General features: G+C 66.7%; 15 protein-coding genes. 5 read left to right on the top strand and 10 right to left on the bottom strand.

Translation table 11 applies throughout. The features are described from left to right. Positions 1-13: 13 nt before the first annotated feature. Complete coding sequence (locus H7J86_RS15155; protein ID WP_267291877.1) at positions 14-577, bottom strand: TetR family transcriptional regulator; 564 nt, start codon at positions 575-577, stop codon at positions 14-16. Positions 578-661: 84 nt separating this feature from the next. On the opposite strand from H7J86_RS15155, the gene H7J86_RS15150 reads away from it, so the two are divergent. Beyond that, positions 662-1,543, top strand: a complete 882-nt coding sequence (locus tag H7J86_RS15150; RefSeq protein ID WP_267291875.1) for an SDR family oxidoreductase — start codon at positions 662-664, stop codon at positions 1,541-1,543. Between the two features lie 68 nt (positions 1,544-1,611). Here the strand turns inward: H7J86_RS15150 and katG are convergent, their stop codons facing one another. The 5 genes from katG to H7J86_RS33390 all read right to left on the bottom strand — a co-directional run bounded on the left by katG (position 1,612) and on the right by H7J86_RS33390 (position 6,500). Then, positions 1,612-3,801, bottom strand: coding sequence for a catalase/peroxidase HPI (katG, locus tag H7J86_RS15145; protein WP_187097393.1), 2,190 nt, complete (start codon positions 3,799-3,801; stop codon positions 1,612-1,614). A gap of 39 nt (positions 3,802-3,840) precedes the next feature. Further along, positions 3,841-4,245: a Fur family transcriptional regulator gene (locus H7J86_RS15140; RefSeq protein ID WP_181953126.1), complete on the bottom strand. Its 405-nt coding sequence runs from the start codon at positions 4,243-4,245 to the stop codon at positions 3,841-3,843. Between the two features lie 145 nt (positions 4,246-4,390). Continuing rightward, on the bottom strand, positions 4,391-4,669 hold the full coding sequence (locus tag H7J86_RS15135) for a GlsB/YeaQ/YmgE family stress response membrane protein (protein ID WP_187097394.1): 279 nt from the start codon (positions 4,667-4,669) through the stop codon (positions 4,391-4,393). A 71-nt stretch (positions 4,670-4,740) separates the two neighbouring features. Beyond that, entirely contained in the window at positions 4,741-5,457 is a 717-nt protein-coding gene (locus H7J86_RS15130; protein ID WP_235633142.1) for a GAF and ANTAR domain-containing protein, read from the bottom strand. A gap of 35 nt (positions 5,458-5,492) precedes the next feature. Then, positions 5,493-6,500 carry a helix-turn-helix transcriptional regulator gene (locus tag H7J86_RS33390; protein ID WP_235683450.1) on the bottom strand — a complete coding sequence of 336 codons (1,008 nt, stop codon included), beginning with the start codon at positions 6,498-6,500 and terminating at the stop codon, positions 5,493-5,495. A 244-nt stretch (positions 6,501-6,744) separates the two neighbouring features. Here H7J86_RS33390 and H7J86_RS15120 point away from each other — a divergent pair, with 244 nt between their 5' ends. Next, the gene (locus H7J86_RS15120) at positions 6,745-7,446 is read left to right on the top strand and encodes an STAS domain-containing protein (protein WP_235683451.1); all 702 of its coding nucleotides are present in this window, start codon (positions 6,745-6,747) and stop codon (positions 7,444-7,446) included. A gap of 44 nt (positions 7,447-7,490) precedes the next feature. Here the strand turns inward: H7J86_RS15120 and H7J86_RS15115 are convergent, their stop codons facing one another. Beyond that, positions 7,491-7,940 carry an STAS domain-containing protein gene (locus H7J86_RS15115; protein WP_187097395.1) on the bottom strand — a complete coding sequence of 150 codons (450 nt, stop codon included), beginning with the start codon at positions 7,938-7,940 and terminating at the stop codon, positions 7,491-7,493. Positions 7,941-8,358: 418 nt separating this feature from the next. Here H7J86_RS15115 and H7J86_RS15110 point away from each other — a divergent pair, with 418 nt between their 5' ends. Next, positions 8,359-10,191, top strand: a complete 1,833-nt coding sequence (locus tag H7J86_RS15110; protein WP_267291873.1) for a fatty acyl-AMP ligase — start codon at positions 8,359-8,361, stop codon at positions 10,189-10,191. A gap of 211 nt (positions 10,192-10,402) precedes the next feature. Here H7J86_RS15110 and H7J86_RS15105 read toward each other — a convergent pair whose 3' ends face one another. Then, positions 10,403-10,819: a hypothetical protein gene (locus H7J86_RS15105; RefSeq protein ID WP_090364694.1), complete on the bottom strand. Its 417-nt coding sequence runs from the start codon at positions 10,817-10,819 to the stop codon at positions 10,403-10,405. A gap of 635 nt (positions 10,820-11,454) precedes the next feature. Between H7J86_RS15105 and H7J86_RS33610 the strand changes: the two genes are divergently transcribed. Continuing rightward, positions 11,455-11,841 (top strand): GntR family transcriptional regulator, encoded by a 387-nt coding sequence (locus tag H7J86_RS33610; RefSeq protein WP_372517304.1) that lies wholly within the window; start codon positions 11,455-11,457, stop codon positions 11,839-11,841. 66 nt (positions 11,842-11,907) lie between these two features. Beyond that, positions 11,908-13,326 carry an amidase gene (locus tag H7J86_RS15100; RefSeq protein WP_267291871.1) on the top strand — a complete coding sequence of 473 codons (1,419 nt, stop codon included), beginning with the start codon at positions 11,908-11,910 and terminating at the stop codon, positions 13,324-13,326. Here H7J86_RS15100 and H7J86_RS15095 read toward each other — a convergent pair. Next, on the bottom strand, positions 13,323-14,297 hold the full coding sequence (locus H7J86_RS15095) for a choline kinase family protein (RefSeq protein ID WP_267291869.1): 975 nt from the start codon (positions 14,295-14,297) through the stop codon (positions 13,323-13,325). The two genes, H7J86_RS15100 and H7J86_RS15095, sit on opposite strands and share 4 nt — an antisense overlap. After that, entirely contained in the window at positions 14,294-15,238 is a 945-nt protein-coding gene (locus H7J86_RS15090; RefSeq protein WP_267291867.1) for a phosphotransferase, read from the bottom strand. The genes H7J86_RS15095 and H7J86_RS15090 overlap by 4 nt, the downstream gene beginning before the upstream one ends.

Raw genomic sequence — 15,238 nt, 5'->3', positions numbered from 1 at the left:
CAAGGGAACGGCTTTAGCCGTTCGCGCTCAGCACCTTCAGCGCCTCGAGAGCGTCCTCGACGGCCTCCGTCAGCTCGCTTTCCTCGGCCCGGATCCACCGCTCGAATGCCACCTTGAACACCGCGATACCCGCCTCCGCGGTGACCCGCGCCGCCAGTTCTGGCACCCCGCGCCCCCGTAGCGCCTCGGTCAGGGCAGTGCCCAATGTCGCAAGCTTGCTCAGCTCCCGTTCCTGCAGACCGGGATTGGCGTCGATCACCGCCTGCCGGCGACGGGCACCGTCGCGCCGGCCACCGATGACGCGCGCCGCCGCATGCAGTCCGGCGCCCACCGCGTCGAGGGGCGCCGTGCCCGCGGGCATCCCGACCACCGCGCCGGTCATCGATTCGATCAGTGCCGCCTGCCCGGAGAACAGCACCTCGCGCTTGTCGGCGAAGTATCGGAAGAAGGTGCGCTCGGTGAGCCCGGCATGTGCGGCGATCTCCGCCACCGTCGTCGCGTCGAAACCGTGCGACGCGTAGAGCTCGAGTGCCGCCTCCTCGAGACGGCCACGGGCGTTGGGCTGCCACCGGCTCACGCAGAGATCCTAGCCCGAGGGAATGACAGCGACTGTCATCAACGTTAACCCCATGACAGCTACTGACATCACAGGGAGGATCACATGCGTATCTTCGTCACCGGAGCATCCGGCTTCGTCGGATCGGCGGTCGTTGCCGAGCTGGTCGGCGCCGGTCACGAGGTCACCGGCCTGGCCCGGTCACCGGAGTCGGCCGACGCCGTCGCCGCCGCGGGCGCCGTCCCGCACCGCGGCGACCTCACCGACCTCGCCGGCCTGCGGGCAGCGGCCGAGGATGCCGACGCCGTCGCGCATCTGGCGTTCCACCACGATTTCACCGACTTCGCACGGGCGAGCGCAATGGATCAAGCCGCCATCGCGGCCCTCGGCGAGGCGCTGGCCGGCTCGAACCGCCCATTGGTCGTCACCTCGGGGATGGCGGTCGTGAGTTCCGCCGGGCTGATCACCGAGGCCGATCCGGCAGCGCCCGGCATTCCCCGGCAGTCCGAAGCGGCCGCCCTCGGCTTCGCGCAGCGCGGCGTCCGCGCGCTCGCGGTGCGGCTGCCACCGACCGTGCACGGCAAGGGTGATCACGGCTTCGTGCCGCGGCTCATCGACATCGCCCGCGAGACCGGGGTGGCGGCCTATCCGGGCGAAGGGGCCAACCGGTGGCCGGCGGTCCACCGGTTCGACGCGGCGCGCGCGTTCCGGCTGGCGCTCGAGGGCGATATCCCGGCCGGCAGCATCGTGCACGCGGTCGCCGAGGAGGGCATCCCCACCCGGGTCATCGCCGAGACGATCGGCGCCCATCTGGATCTGCCGGTGCGCTCGGCACAGCCCGACCATTTCGGCTGGCTCGGCGCCTTCTTCGCCCTCGATCTGGCGGCCTCCAGCGTGCACACCCGGAAAGCGTTGGGCTGGCAGCCCACCGAGATCGGCCTGATGGAAGATCTGGCACAGGGCCACTACTTCACGCCTCGGCCGTGAAAACGGTCCAGGCCGGCCCCCGAGGGGACCGGCCTGGATCGAGGGGCTGCAGGTGAGATTCAGCTCGCCTAGAAAAGATCCGAGTTGGCGACCTTGGTCCACGCGGCGACGAAGTCCTTGACGAACTTCTCCTTCGCGTCGTCCTCGGCGTACACCTCAACCAGCGCTCGCAGCTGCGAGTTCGACCCGAACAGCAGGTCAACGCGGCTGGCGGTCCACTTCGGCGCACCGGTCGCCCGGTCGGTGCCGACGTAGGTGCCGTCCTCGGCCGAGGATGGCGTCCACTTGGTGCTCATGTCCAGCAGGTTCACGAAGAAGTCGGTCGTCAACTGCCCCGGCTTGTCGGTGAACACACCGAGGTCGGTGCCCTGGTAGTTGGCGCCCAGCACCCGCAGGCCACCGATCAGCACCGTCATCTCCGGACCGGACAGGTTCAGCTGGTTGGCCCGGTCGATGAGCACGTACTCCGACGGCAGCGGCAGACCCTTGCCCGCGTAGTTGCGGAAGCCATCGGCCTTGGGCTCCAGGTAGGCGAACGACTCGACGTCGGTCTGTTCCTGGGTGGCATCGCCACGCCCGGAGGTGAACGGCACGGTGATATCGAATCCGGCTGCCTTGGCAGCCTTTTCGACACCCACGTTGCCGGCCAGCACGACCAGATCGGCGAAGGACACGGGCACACCGGCGGAGGACTGGATCTCCTCCAGCTTGGCGATCACCGGGACCAGCTCGTCGGTCTCGTTGGCTTCCCAGCCCAGCTGCGGCTGCAGCCGGATCCGCCCGCCGTTGGCGCCGCCACGCATATCGCTGTGCCGGTAGGACGCGGCAGCCTTCCACGCGGTCGACACCAGCTGCGGCACCGTCAGACCCGACTCGGCGATGGCCGCCTTGAGGGTCGCGACATCGGCATCGCCGATCTTCTGGCCGGCGGGCACGATGTCCTGCCACAGCCAGGTCTCCTTGGGCACCAGCGGTCCGAGGTAACGCGAGACCGGCCCCAGGTCACGGTGCAGAAGCTTGAACCAGGCCTTGGCGAACGCGTCGGCCAGCTCCTCCGGGTGATCCAGCCAACGCCGGGTGATGGCGCCGTAGATCGGGTCCATCCGCATCGACAGGTCGGTGGTGAGCATCGCCGGATGAGTCTTGCCGTCGCCCTGGGCCATCGGTACCGAGTTGGCCCAGCCGCCGTCCTTGGGCCGCCACTGGTTGGCGCCCGCGGGGCTCTTGAACAGCTCCCACTCGTTGCCGTAGAGGATCTCCAGGAACGAGTTGTCCCACTTGGTGGGGGTGTGGGTCCAGGTCACCTCGAGACCGCTGCTGACGGTCTCGTTGCCCACACCCGAGTTCGCCCAGCCCAGGCCCTGCATCTCCAGCGGCGCGGCTTCGGGCTCCACGCCGTTCTCCACCTCGGTGGCGCCGTGGGTCTTACCGAAGGTGTGACCACCGACGATCAGGGCTGCGGTCTCCTCGTCGTTCATCGCCATCCGGCCGAACGTCTCGCGGATATCGATGGCGGCGGCCACCGGATCCGGATTGCCTTCGGGGCCTTCGGGGTTGACGTAGATCAAACCCATGTGGCTGGCGCCCAGCGGGTTCTCCAGCTTGGTCCGGTCCTTGCCCGCACCGGCGTAGCGCTCCTGGGAGCCCAGCCACTCGTGCTCGGCGCCCCAGTAGATGTCCTCTTCGGGCTCCCAGTAGTCGGGGCGGCCGAACGCGAAGCCCGCGGTCTTGAAGCCCATGTTCTCCAGGGCGCGGTTGCCTGCGTACACGAGCAGGTCGGACCAGGACAGCTTCTTGCCGTACTTCTTCTTCACCGGCCACAGCAGACGGCGGGCCTTGTCCAGGCTGACGTTGTCGGGCCAGCTGTTCAGCGGCGCGAACCGCTGCATGCCCTTACCGCCGCCGCCACGGCCGTCCGCGACCCGGTAGGTGCCGGCCGCGTGCCAGGACATCCGGATGAAGAACGGTCCGTAGTGCCCGAAGTCCGCGGGCCACCAGTCCTGCGAATCGGTCATCACGGCGTCGACGTCAGCGGCGAGTTGATCGAAATCGAGGGTTTGCACGGCCGCGCTGTAGTCGAAGTCCGGGTCCAGCGGGTTGATGACGTCGGGATCCTTCTGCAGGATCTTCAGGTTGACCGCGTTGGGCCACCAGTCGCGGTTGCTGCCACCCTCGACGGGCGGCTTGATGAGCATGGGACAACCACTCTCGGCGGGCTCAGTCTGGGCTTCACCGATCGGTGGGGATGTCTCTGGCATGTGAAACCTTTCCGGGGCTGTCGGACTGACTACAGGTGATCAAACAGTTTGTGCGATAGCACAATCGGGGCAAACGCCCCAGTAGATGACTTCGGCCTCATCGATCGCGAAACCGAGGTCGTCGGATGCCGTCAGACACGGCGCCTCGCCGACCGCACAGTCGACGTCGGCGATCACGCCGCACTTTCGGCACACCACATGGTGGTGGTTGTCCCCGACTCGGGACTCATAGCGAGCCACCGAACCCGACGGCTGGATTCGCCGTACCAGACCTGCGGCAGTCAGCGCATTGAGCGCGTCGTACACCGTCTGATGCGACACCTCCGGAAGGTCCGCCCGCACCGAACGGATGACCGTGTCGGTATCGGCATGCGGATGACCGTGCACGGCGCCCAGCACGGCGACCCGGGGACGGGTGACGCGCAGAGAGGCGTCCCGCAGCATCTGCTGGAACTCCTCTGCCGTACCCACGCAGTCGAGTCTTGCCCCTTATCTGGAATTAGTCAAGAAAAAGGTTGGTGTTTTTCGGGTGAAGTCCAGACATGCGAAAGCCCCGACCGTGGCCGGGGCTTTCGGTGTCGCGGAAGTGTCAGTGCGTGACGTGATGCGACCGGCCGCGGACGGCCAGGTACACCGCGATCAGCGCGGCGGCCACGGCGATGCCGACGACGAACGGGATGATCTCCCACCCACCGTTGGCGTTGTGGTAGCCCAGTTGGTAGGTCGCCCAGCTGCCGATTAGCGAGCCGAGAGCGCCGAGCCCGATGGTCATGAGGATGCCGATGTCCTGCTTGCCCGGCATGACAAGCCGAGCCAGGGCGCCGATGATCAATCCGACGACGAGAGCGCTGATGATGGTCCCGATCATGGTCGTACTCCTGTCGATGCGGTGCACCCCGATGGTGCGCCCAGGTCAGGATTGCCCGCTGCCGGTGAGTCTCAAACCGACCCGACGACCGATCCGTCATTGTCGGTCGAGTTGCGCTCGGCCAGTCGGGCCGCGATGACCTTCACCGGCGTGTTGGACTCCTGCGACACCCGGCGCAACAGCTCGAAGGCGCGGACCGCGTCGACGTCGAACCGTTCCATGATGATGCCCTTGGCCTGCCCGATCAGGTCCCGGCTGGCCAGCGCCGAGTCGAACTGCTGCTGCCGGTTGGCCGCCACCAGGGAGATGGCCGCGTGTGTGGCCAGCATGGCGCCCAGGGCCTCGGGTTCGGCGGTGAACGAGCCGGTTCCGAAGCCGAACAGATTCAGCGCACCGCTGTCCACCCCCTTGGTGTACAACCGGAACGACATCACACTGAGCACACCGGTGGCTATCGCGACCTCACTGAAGCGCGGCCAGCGACCGTCCTTGCGCAGATCGTTACACCGCACGATGACATCGCGCTCGGCCGCATCGACACAGGGCCCCTCCCCGGTATCCCGCTGCGCGTGGTCGAGTGCTCTCGCGACGTCCGATGTACCTGCGAGCGAGGAGAATTCACCGTCCTTGATCAGCAGCACGCCGGCACAGTCCACGCCCTCGATGAGCGCCACCGCGGCCTCGGTCAATTCGGACAGGGTGCGTTCGATCGGCTTGCGGGCGTCCTCGGCGGTGCCGGCCAGGTCCGCCATGGCCGTCCTGAGGGCGTCGTCATAACTGTGCGTCACCGCGCCGTCATCTCCGTCATCTGCACACCTTCTCACTAACGTCGCAATGTCATATGCGGGCTGACTCCATAAGTCTCCCGGTAGAGGACCGCAAAACGTCCGGTATGGCCGAATCCCCAGCGTCGCGCCACCTCGGACACCGTCGTGCTGCTTCGGTCGGCCGCGAGCAGGTCCAGATGGGCCCGCTGGAGCCGCACCCGACGTAGGTGTTCGGTCGGAGTTTCGTCGAGGTGCTTACGAAACAGGTACTGGACGGCCCGCGGCGACAGATGCACCGCTTCGGCGATCTCGTTGACGCCGATCATCTCGCGCGCGCCGGCGGCGATGAAAGCCATGGCGCGCCGCAACGGCGTAGGCAGATCCGCGACGTGCGCGCCCCCCGGCGTGGGCGGTGCTGAAGGTGGCGCGAAGCAGGCGAGCACCGCGGCGGCGAGTACCTGGCCGCCGGCATCGACGAGAGCGCGCGGCGCCCGGGCGTCCATCATCTCCACGACGTAGTGCACGCTGCGCTGCCAGGCTTCGCCCAACTGCTGCACCACCGGTCGAAGGTGCAGGTCGCGCGTCGTGAGCAGTCCCGACGCGCCCCGTTCATCCGCGGCTCGCTGAATCAGCCACGCCTCGAGCATGATCAGCACGACGGTGCCCGAGCGCGCCGTCGCGGTCCAGCCGCGCCGCTCATCCGCCAGGACCGACTCGCCGGGTCCGAGTTCGGTGTCCCCCAACTGCACGGCACCGTCCACCGCGAGGGCGATCAACACGCCGGTCCCGGGCCGGGCGACCAGCCGGACACCGCGCCGAAGGCTCACCTCGTCCACCGTGAACCCACTGGCCGTGCCGTACCGGTGCCGGACCGAACTGCCCGGACCGAGGCCGTCGATGGACAGGGCCGTGCCATATGTCGCGTCGAGATAGGCCCGTTCCGCGTTCCAGTCGGCGGCGCCGAATTCGATCAGCCATCCCCCGGACCCGCGCCGGCCGTCACCGTGCCGAAGGATCGGCGCAAATGGCGGTGCCGTGGTATCCACGTCGGGGAGTGATTTCACGATCTGTCCGCTCTGCCAAGATGGGCCGGTTGACACCGATCCGCGCACACAGGGGCGCCGAAGGATCGGGACGGCTCTTGCTCAGCCAGACGTCGCCAGCATACCGCCGCCGCACCGATACCGTTTCCACCGCCCGGACAAGGGGTAGTCCTGCGGATATGAGAGTGGGCGGCCGTCAGCGCGTGGACCGGTGACCGCGTCGATTCAGGTGGACGGACCTGTACGCGGGGCGTGCGGTGAGTCCGTGTTGAGCTGCACCGGGACCCTCGACGGGACTTCGTATGTGACGTTGCGCGACAGCGTGATCGACGCCGCGCTCGAGGAGCCGCGGGCGGTCATCGTCGACGTCAGCGCCCTCGACGTGCCCGCGACGACGGCGTGGTCTGCGATCACCAGCGCACACTGGCACGTCCACACGTGGCCGAACGTTCCGCTGATGCTGGTGTGCCCGGACTCCGCCGTCCGTGACGCGCTGCGCGGCAAGGGCATCACCCGGCAGGTGCCCGTGTACCGCAGCCTGGAGGAGGCCCGCCGAGCCTGCGTGGCCAAGAGACGGACGCACAGGCAGCGGGCCTGCACCCGGCTGCCCGCGACGGTGCTCAGCGCGGCCCGGGCGCGGCGCCTGGTGCATCGCTGGCTGACGGCCTGGTCCTGCCCGGCGATGATCTCCGCGGCCGCCACCGTCGCTTCCGAACTGGTGGAAAACACTCTCCTGCATACGAATTCGGCACCACGGCTCACCGTCGAGTACGACGGAGAGCTGGTCGCGGTGGCCGTCGAGGACACCAGCCGAGTGCGCGCCCAGCGCAGAGAAGACGCCACTCATGGCACCAACCCCGTCTCGGGACTGGCGGTCGTCGCCGCACTGAGCCGGTCCTGGGGATGCACACCCAAGCGGACCGGCAAGACGGTCTGGGCCGTGTTCGGTCCCGAGAATGCTTTGTAAGCGCTCCGGATGGTTCTGTGCAGCACCGGTTTTGGATGACCGGTTCAGGCGATCCGGCCCCCGTCGCCGGGGCCTGCCACCTGCACGATGGGCACATGTAGTTCTGCGGCGGCGAACGCGTCTTCCAGACATGTCGTCGTCGGCACCATGCCGGTGGTGTCGAACCGATGCAACAGCCGCTGGACCGCGTCCGAGGGGATGATCGTCCACCTGGTGTCCGCGATCTCGCAGCGCCCGTGCAGGAGAAGCAGCGCCTCAAGTCCGGATATGGACATATACGTGACATCGCGTAGGTCGACGATCAACGAGCAGCACAGCATGGCCCGGTCCAACACCACGTCGACCAGGGTGTCGACATTCGCCGCATCGACGACGCCGTCGATGGTCGCCACGATGACCGCCGGGTCGTACCACCGGGTCGCCACCGCCAGCGCGGTATCCCCGCGGCGGGGAGGCCGAAAAAGGTTGCCGGTCCGGTTCCGAGTCGACGCCATGGGCAACTTCCTCACTCTCGGGATGCCCGGCCGCCGCCGTACAGCCGCCGGTCCACACTCCATGCGGTTTCGAGCAAGCTGTTGTTTCAACTTTGTTCAGGCTAGTGAGCTAACACACAGAAGGCGATCCCCGCCCGAAGGTCTTCGGTTTGCGGACTACCGACCATCGATGGTGCTGAACTGGCGTGCGCACAGAGCCCATGGCGCCCAATGGTTTGCCGCGAGTGGCACAGCGCGACAGATGCGAGGCCGCGATGTCCAAGAAACGAAGAGCCTCGGCACTCACGCCGTCGGGCATTGCCGCAGGCGGCGGTACGCTTCATCGCTATGCGCTGTACGTCACAGAACGGCACCGGAGTGAGAACTCCCATCACTCCACGATTCACCGAATAGTTAGCGCTGCTACTATATTTGTGCTATGGGTCGGGAAGCGTTGAGTGCCAAGATCGTTGAATCTGCCGTGCCGAGTATCGAAGAATACGTCCGGCCAGACGGCACCATTGTCATACCCGACGGCGTCACGCTGACCTCTTTTCTGGACCGCAATCGCGAGGCGTACGGCGATGCTCCGTCCTACCGGTTCCTGGACTACACCCAGGGTGCGGACGGCCGGGCGATCGAGCTCAGCTGGAACGGGATGTGGGCCAAGGTCGGCGCGGTCGGCGCCCGGTTGCAACAGGTCACCACCCGCGGTGACCGCGTCGCAATCCTGGCCCCCCAGGGCGTGGACTACGTGGCGGCGTTCTTCGCGGCGATCCATGCAGGCAATATCGCGGTGCCGCTGTTCGCCCCGGCTCTGGCCGGGCATACCGAACGGCTGGCGGCGGTGCTCGCCGACGCCAAACCCACCGTGGTGCTGACCACCACCGCCGGGTCGGAGGCCGTACGCAACTTCCTGCGCACCCTGCCCGCCGCCGAACGTCCCCGGATGATCGCCGTGGACGCCGTGCCCGACACCGTCGCCCAGACCTTCACGCCGGTCCCGCTGGAGACCGACGACGTCGCCTACCTGCAATACACCTCGGGATCCACCCGTACGCCCGCCGGCGTGGAGATCACCCACCGCAACGTCTGTACCAACGTGCTGCAGATGGTCCTGGCCGGCGATCTGGACATGGGCGTGCGCAGTGTCAGCTGGCTGCCGCTCTACCACGACATGGGACTGATCATGATCATGTTCCCGGCGCTGTGCGGCGCGCACATCACCCTGATGGACCCGATGGCCTTCGTCCGCCGGCCCTACCGGTGGATCAAGGCGCTCGGCATCGAGTCCGCCCACGGGCGCACCTTCGCCGCGGCCCCCAACTTCGCCTTCGACTTGGCCGCCGAACGGGGCCTGCCGCCCAGCGGTGACGACCTGGACCTCACCAACGTGGTCACCCTCCTCAACGGCTCAGAGCCCGTCACGCTGTCTTCCATCGAGAAGTTCACCGCGGCATTCGCGCCCTACGGGCTGCCCGTCACCGCGATCAAACCGTCCTACGGTATGGCCGAAGCCACCCTGTCGGTGGCCAGCATCGCCCCGTCCGCGGCAGCTGAGGCGGTCTACCTGGACCGCGCCGAGCTCAACGCCGGCCGTGCCGTGGTGGTGGATGCCGGCGCCGACGGTGCGGTGGCCCATGTGTCCTGTGGTCAGCCGATCCCCAACCAGTGGGCGGTGATCGCCAGCCCCGACGGCGAAGAGCTTCCCGACGGGACGGTCGGTGAGATCTGGCTGCACGGCAACAATGTCGGGCGCGGCTACTTCGGCCGGGCCGAAGAGACCCTGCGTGTGTTCGGCAACAAGTTGCAGACCCGGCTGCGCGACGACAGCCACGCCGACGATGTCCCCGACAATGGATTGTGGCTTGCCACAGGCGATCTCGGTGTCTATCTGGACGGGGAGCTGTACCTCACCGGCCGGATCAAAGACATGATCATCGTCGACGGTCGCAACCACTACCCCACCGATATCGAAACCACGGTGAGCGCCGCCTCCCCCGCCGTCCGCTCCGGTTACGTCGCCGCATTCTCGGTGCCCGGCACTGCCAGCGAGGAACTCGTCATCGTCGCCGAACGCGCCGCCGGGTCGGGCCGGGCCGAGCCCGGCCCCATCGTGGACGCGATCCGTGCCGCGGTGTCACGGAATCACCAGGTGCGCGTGGCCGACATACGGATGGTCGCTGCCGGGGTCATCCCGCGCACGACGTCGGGCAAGCTGGCCCGAAACGCCTGCCGGACAGAGTATTTGGCCGGCAAGTTCGACCGCTAGCGAACGCCCACCTGATATGCAGGCGCCGCGGTCTCAATTCCCTCTCTGAGGGCACGGAACAGCCTTTGGCGCTCACCGAGTTCAGTGGTGGTGCGGGTGCCAAGTTCACGCCGCCAGGCCTGCGCATAGCGAGACACGGTCACCTCACCCAGGCAGGCGCCGTATTTGAGCGCCGAGCCGCTGTCACCGTTGTTTTGACAGACCCGAACGTCTACGTGGGTGCTAGGACTTGGGTGCCGTTCAGCATGGCTTGTGAATCACGTTGATACGTCGGGTCGTTGGGTTGGGTGGTCACGCTGGTGACGGCCACGGTGTAGAGCTTGGCGCCGACTGTCGGGGCAATGACGAGGGCGGTCACGGTTTGCGTGGGACCGCCTGGCGCCGCATCCACGGTGTAGTTGAGGGTGAGGGCCGGGTACCCGCATACGACGGTGTTTTGCTGGCTCTTGAGCTGGGGGTTGGTGTGGTTCTTGGTGAGGGCCTTGTAACTGCCGTCTAGCAGAAGTTGTGGCGTCTTTTGATTCGTAGAGTCCCCGACCACGGCAGTGAGCGCTGGCGCGTAGTTCCCCTGCTGAAGGCTCATGTTGCGCAGCACGATGGGTGCAGCGGCGGTGATCAGCTCGGGCACAGAGTCCCATGAGGGCGGCTGGGGTACTCGGACGCCGGGACCATCCCCCGTTGGGGGTGCAGTGGCCCAGCGGTCCGCAGTCGCCGCCGGACACGTGCCCGCGGCAGGGTCGCTGGGCGGTGACGACACATTCCGAATGGGCTGGCCGCAAGAAGCCAAAGCCACCACCACCAGCGCGGTGCCGATGGCACGTACCGCAGACCGCGGGTGAGATTTCATGATTGACCATCCTTACCAAATAGAAACGTGATCCGCCCAGGCATGCCGGGACGATCCACACCGGCAGAAAATCCCCAACGACCCACGACCCAGTCCCCCCTACATCGATCAACATCGCCCGTCAGCTACGACGGACATCTGCAAGGTGTAGTCGGGAACCAACCCCGAAACCGAACGGTGATCTAGCCCACAGCTAACAAAGCGGTCGCTCACGCGCTGTTCCGAGCCAGTACGCGGTCATGAATGATCTGCAGGTGACAGCCCAACCCCGAGAGGTCCATCACTCACGCCGTTATCGGCCCAGCCGGGTTCGGCCCCGCCGCCAAAGCCGGACATTCAGACCGGATCCACGAACAGCGCGAACAAAGACATAGCGCCTCGACCACTATTGCTTGACGAATCCCCCGGCCGGAACTGTGCAGCAATTCGTGAGAAACATATCCGAGGCCCTCGGTGTCGGCCGGCTGACAGTGCGGGCGGCATTGGTGCGGCTCGTCGACCGCGGCTTGCTGGAGACGCGGCGGCGGCTCCTACGTGCTCGACCAATGGCCCGAATCGTCCACCGAGACGGTCGGCTGCACCCTAGGCGATCCGATTCGATGAACTGCGGGACCCCGCGACCCGATCGCCCGGCTGCACGTGGCGATCATGGATGCAGCCCACAATGCCACCTTGAAGCAGGTTCTGCTGCAACTGGAATCGTCCAACAGTGTGGGTATATCGACGCATCTGGGGTGAGCCCGCCACGATGCGCGAGATGGAACTGCCGGTGTGCGCACAGCCGGACGATCCGGCAACGATAACGTACTCCGTTGCCGGACAGCATTTTTCGTACTGCGAAGGGGTGGCCCACGCCCTACGCTGTCAGCATGCCCGACAACGAATTGTGCTGGACACCCGCGACCGACCTCGCCGACGCCGTCCGTACCGGCTCCATCACGGCCACCGAGATCGCGACCGCGTTCGCCGACCGCATAGAGTCGGTGAACCCGGGCTTGAACGCCTATATCCACTTCGACCGGGACCAGGTGCTGGCCGACGCCGCGGTACTGCACGAGGAGCTGGCCGGCGGAACGCCGCGCGGGCCACTGCACGGTGTGCCGTTCTCCATCAAAGGCCTGACCACCATGGCCGGACTGCCGTTCGACTCTTCGCTCAAACCACTGGCGGGACATGTGGGTAGCCACGACGCCACCGTGGTGACGCGGTTGAAGGAGGCTGGCGGGCTGTTCCTGGGCAAGACCAACGCCCCGGAGTTCGGTTACTACGGCGGCACCGACAGTCACCTCTACGGTCCCACCCATAACCCGTGGAAGCACGGGCACACCGCGGGTGGATCCAGTGGCGGTGCGGCGGCGGCCGTCGCAGCAGGCCTGGGGCCATTGGCCGAAGGTGCCGACGGTGCCGGATCGGTGCGCATACCGGCGGCGATGTGCGGCGTGGTGGGCTTCAAACCGTCGCTGGGCCGCATTCCGCACACGCTGCTGGACGGCCGGCATTACACCCACATCTTCCACGGACCGATAACCCGCACCGTCGCCGATGCCGCGCTGATGTTCTCGGTGATGGCCGGGCCGTCGGACTCCGATCCGAACAGCGTGCCCGCAGACGGAATCGACTATGCGACAGCAACTGCCGGTGACATCACCGGGTGGCGGGTTGCCTGGTCGCCCGATCTCGGCTTGGGCCACGTCGACCCGGAAGTGGTGGCGGTGTGTGCAGAGGCGGTGCGGGCCTTCGAATCTCTGGGCGCGACCGTCGAAGAGGCCACTCCCGCATGGGGCAACCCGGAGGAGGCCATGTGGAAGGGACTGTGGGTTCCCGGGTATTCGTGTGAGTACGACGTCCTGGACTGGAAATCCCAGCACGGTCAGCTCGACGACAACCTGATCGAGATCTTCGAGCAGGCCGAGACCCTCACCGCAGTGGAAATCGGCCGGGCGGAGGCATTCCGCGGCCAGATGTGGGACACCTTCAGCGAATTCATGCGGACCTATGACATTCTGGTCAGCCCGACGCTGGCGACCCCCACATTTCCGCTGGAGCGCTTCGCCCCGCAGTGGCTCGAAGGGCAGTCGCTGCAACGCCAGCTCCTCGGCTGGCTGCTCACCTACCCGTACAACATGACCACCACACCCGCCATCACCGTGCCCGCGGGATTCACCGCCGACGGCCGGCCCGTCGGGCTGCAGATCGCCGGAGCGCACCGCGCCGATGCCGCCGTCCTGCGCGCCGCGGCCAATTACGAGGCGGCCCGGCCCTGGGCCGACGCCAGGCCGGCTGTCTAGAGCGACGTGAGCCAGAACGGCCAACGCGGGTCCGCCATCTTCAACCGGGCGCGCATCAGTTTCCAGCAGCCGTACTTGTGATAGTCGAAATCCCATGCCGAACTCAACTGTTGGTTGACGCATGCCCACAGACCCCATTTGGTGTCGGCCAGCGCTCCGCAGACCTGCACCCGCGCGAGCAGGCCGAAATCGCTGCGGCCGTAGAAGTCCTCGACGAGTTCGATGATCCGTTCCTCGGTATAGAACATCTCGGTGGTCAGCAACGCGAGCTCGTAGGCGCGTTCGTTGTTCGAGGCGAACTCGTAGTCGACGAGCTTCATCGGCCTGTCGTCGGCGACCAGGAAATTCCCCGGCATCGGATCGTTGTGGCAGGCAGCCAGATCCAGTCCGGAGGCGAGCAGCGCCGACTTGGCCACCTGGTACTCGCCGAGTATCAGCTCAGCATCCGCGGGCAGCCGCACCCCGAGCTCACCGACCTGAGCCAGGTGCTCGTCGATCATGTCGAACATCGTCTTGGTGACGCTGAGCAGCCCGCCGTCGTGCAAGACCCGGTAGATGTCGATGATCTGGTGGGCGACGGCGACATCCTTGAAATCACCGTTGGTGCAGGCGCGATAGCCTTCCAGGAACTCGATGACCTCGACGCCGGTGTCGGCATCGAAATACACCAGCTCCGCGCCGATCCCCTTTTCGCCGGCACGTCGAGCGGCTTCGTTGGCCAGGACCCGGTCGATGAAGGTGTCGCTGCCGTCGCCGGGGATCTTGAGGAAATAGCGGGTGTCGGTGCCCTCGACGGTGATGCGCCAGTTGCTGTTCTGCAGGCCACCGAGCACCGGGGCGTACTCGATGTGCCTGCCGCGCCAGATCTCGATCGCTGCCACCGCGGCTTCCACGCGCCGTTCGACGTCGTTGCGCGCGCTACCGAGCACCCGGTTGCCGGTGGTGTCGCGTGTGGTCGGTGAGGCGGTCACAGGTTGTTCACCCGATCGTAGAAGGCGCTCTCGCCGAGGCCGGCCCGCGCCCGCAGGAACTGCCAGTCGGAGAGTTTCGAGTATTCGAGGGTGCCCGGACGCGCGTGGTCCGCGTAGGCCCCGATCAGTCCCCAACGGACACAGTCGGCCACACCGTAGATCCGCGCGCGATCGAACAACGATTGATCGAAACTGCCCCAGGCCGCCGCGAAGACCTCACGCGCCGTCGAATCGAACGGACGGACCTCGGCCAGCAGAACGCCGATGTCCTGCAGCGGGTCCATCAGCGCCGCGACATCCCAGTCCACCAGTAACATCCGGCCGTCGTCGGCAAGCAGCACATTGGACACGTTGCCGTCACCGTGGCACGCCACCAGATCGAAACCGGCTGCCGCTATCCGCTTCTCGGGCATATCCAGCATGCGCAACATCCAGTCGAAGTCGGCAGGCAGGGTCACCCGGTTGGTGGTGGCGAGTTCGGTCAGGGCGCGGATATCGTCGAAAACCGTGGCCGTGCGGGTTATCGCGCCGAATTCGCGGACCTGCGCCCGTAGCGCGATCAGCTGTTCCAGGCGGGCATCGTCGTCGAAGACATCCAGGGTCGCCGTCGAGGAGGTGTCGACCAGGTTCTCCAGGACCAGAATCCCGGCAGCGGGATCGGCCGCGTACACCGCGGGGCCGACGCCGCGTAGGCCGGCCTCGGCCGCGGCGGCGAATGCGTGCGGTATGTCGATATAGGCATCCGCGTGGCCGATCATCGATTTCACGAAAGCGCCTGACTCCGAGCCGGAGTCGTCGGCGCCGCGCACATCGAAACATTCGGAGTCGGCACCCCACCAACTCGGGCTGGCCATCGTCGGGGTGGGATCGGCCGTGACGGCACCGGTGAACAGGCCCATGGCCCGCAACGGCAGCGCTATCGGTGGTGCGGTGGCGCTCAT

The sequence above is a fragment of the Mycobacterium hackensackense genome (genome assembly GCF_025822555.1).
Classification (GTDB): Bacteria; Actinomycetota; Actinomycetes; order Mycobacteriales; family Mycobacteriaceae; genus Mycobacterium; species Mycobacterium fluoranthenivorans.
Note: the sequence above shows the minus strand (reverse complement) of the source record. Positions and strands in the feature narration are given on the sequence as shown.

Coding starts and splice junctions, on each gene's coding strand:
- katG (WP_187097393.1), bottom strand. CDS start 3,801: ATGCCAGAGACATCCCCACCGATCGGTGAAGCCCAGACTGAGCCCGCC.
- H7J86_RS15140 (WP_181953126.1), bottom strand. CDS start 4,245: ATGCTGCGGGACGCCTCTCTGCGCGTCACCCGTCCCCGGGTCGCCGTG.
- H7J86_RS15115 (WP_187097395.1), bottom strand. CDS start 7,940: ATGGCGTCGACTCGGAACCGGACCGGCAACCTTTTTCGGCCTCCCCGC.
- H7J86_RS15150 (WP_267291875.1), top strand. CDS start 662: ATGCGTATCTTCGTCACCGGAGCATCCGGCTTCGTCGGATCGGCGGTC.
- H7J86_RS15135 (WP_187097394.1), bottom strand. CDS start 4,669: ATGATCGGGACCATCATCAGCGCTCTCGTCGTCGGATTGATCATCGGC.
- H7J86_RS15090 (WP_267291867.1), bottom strand. CDS start 15,238: ATGAGCGCCACCGCACCACCGATAGCGCTGCCGTTGCGGGCCATGGGC.
- H7J86_RS15100 (WP_267291871.1), top strand. CDS start 11,908: ATGCCCGACAACGAATTGTGCTGGACACCCGCGACCGACCTCGCCGAC.
- H7J86_RS15110 (WP_267291873.1), top strand. CDS start 8,359: ATGGGTCGGGAAGCGTTGAGTGCCAAGATCGTTGAATCTGCCGTGCCG.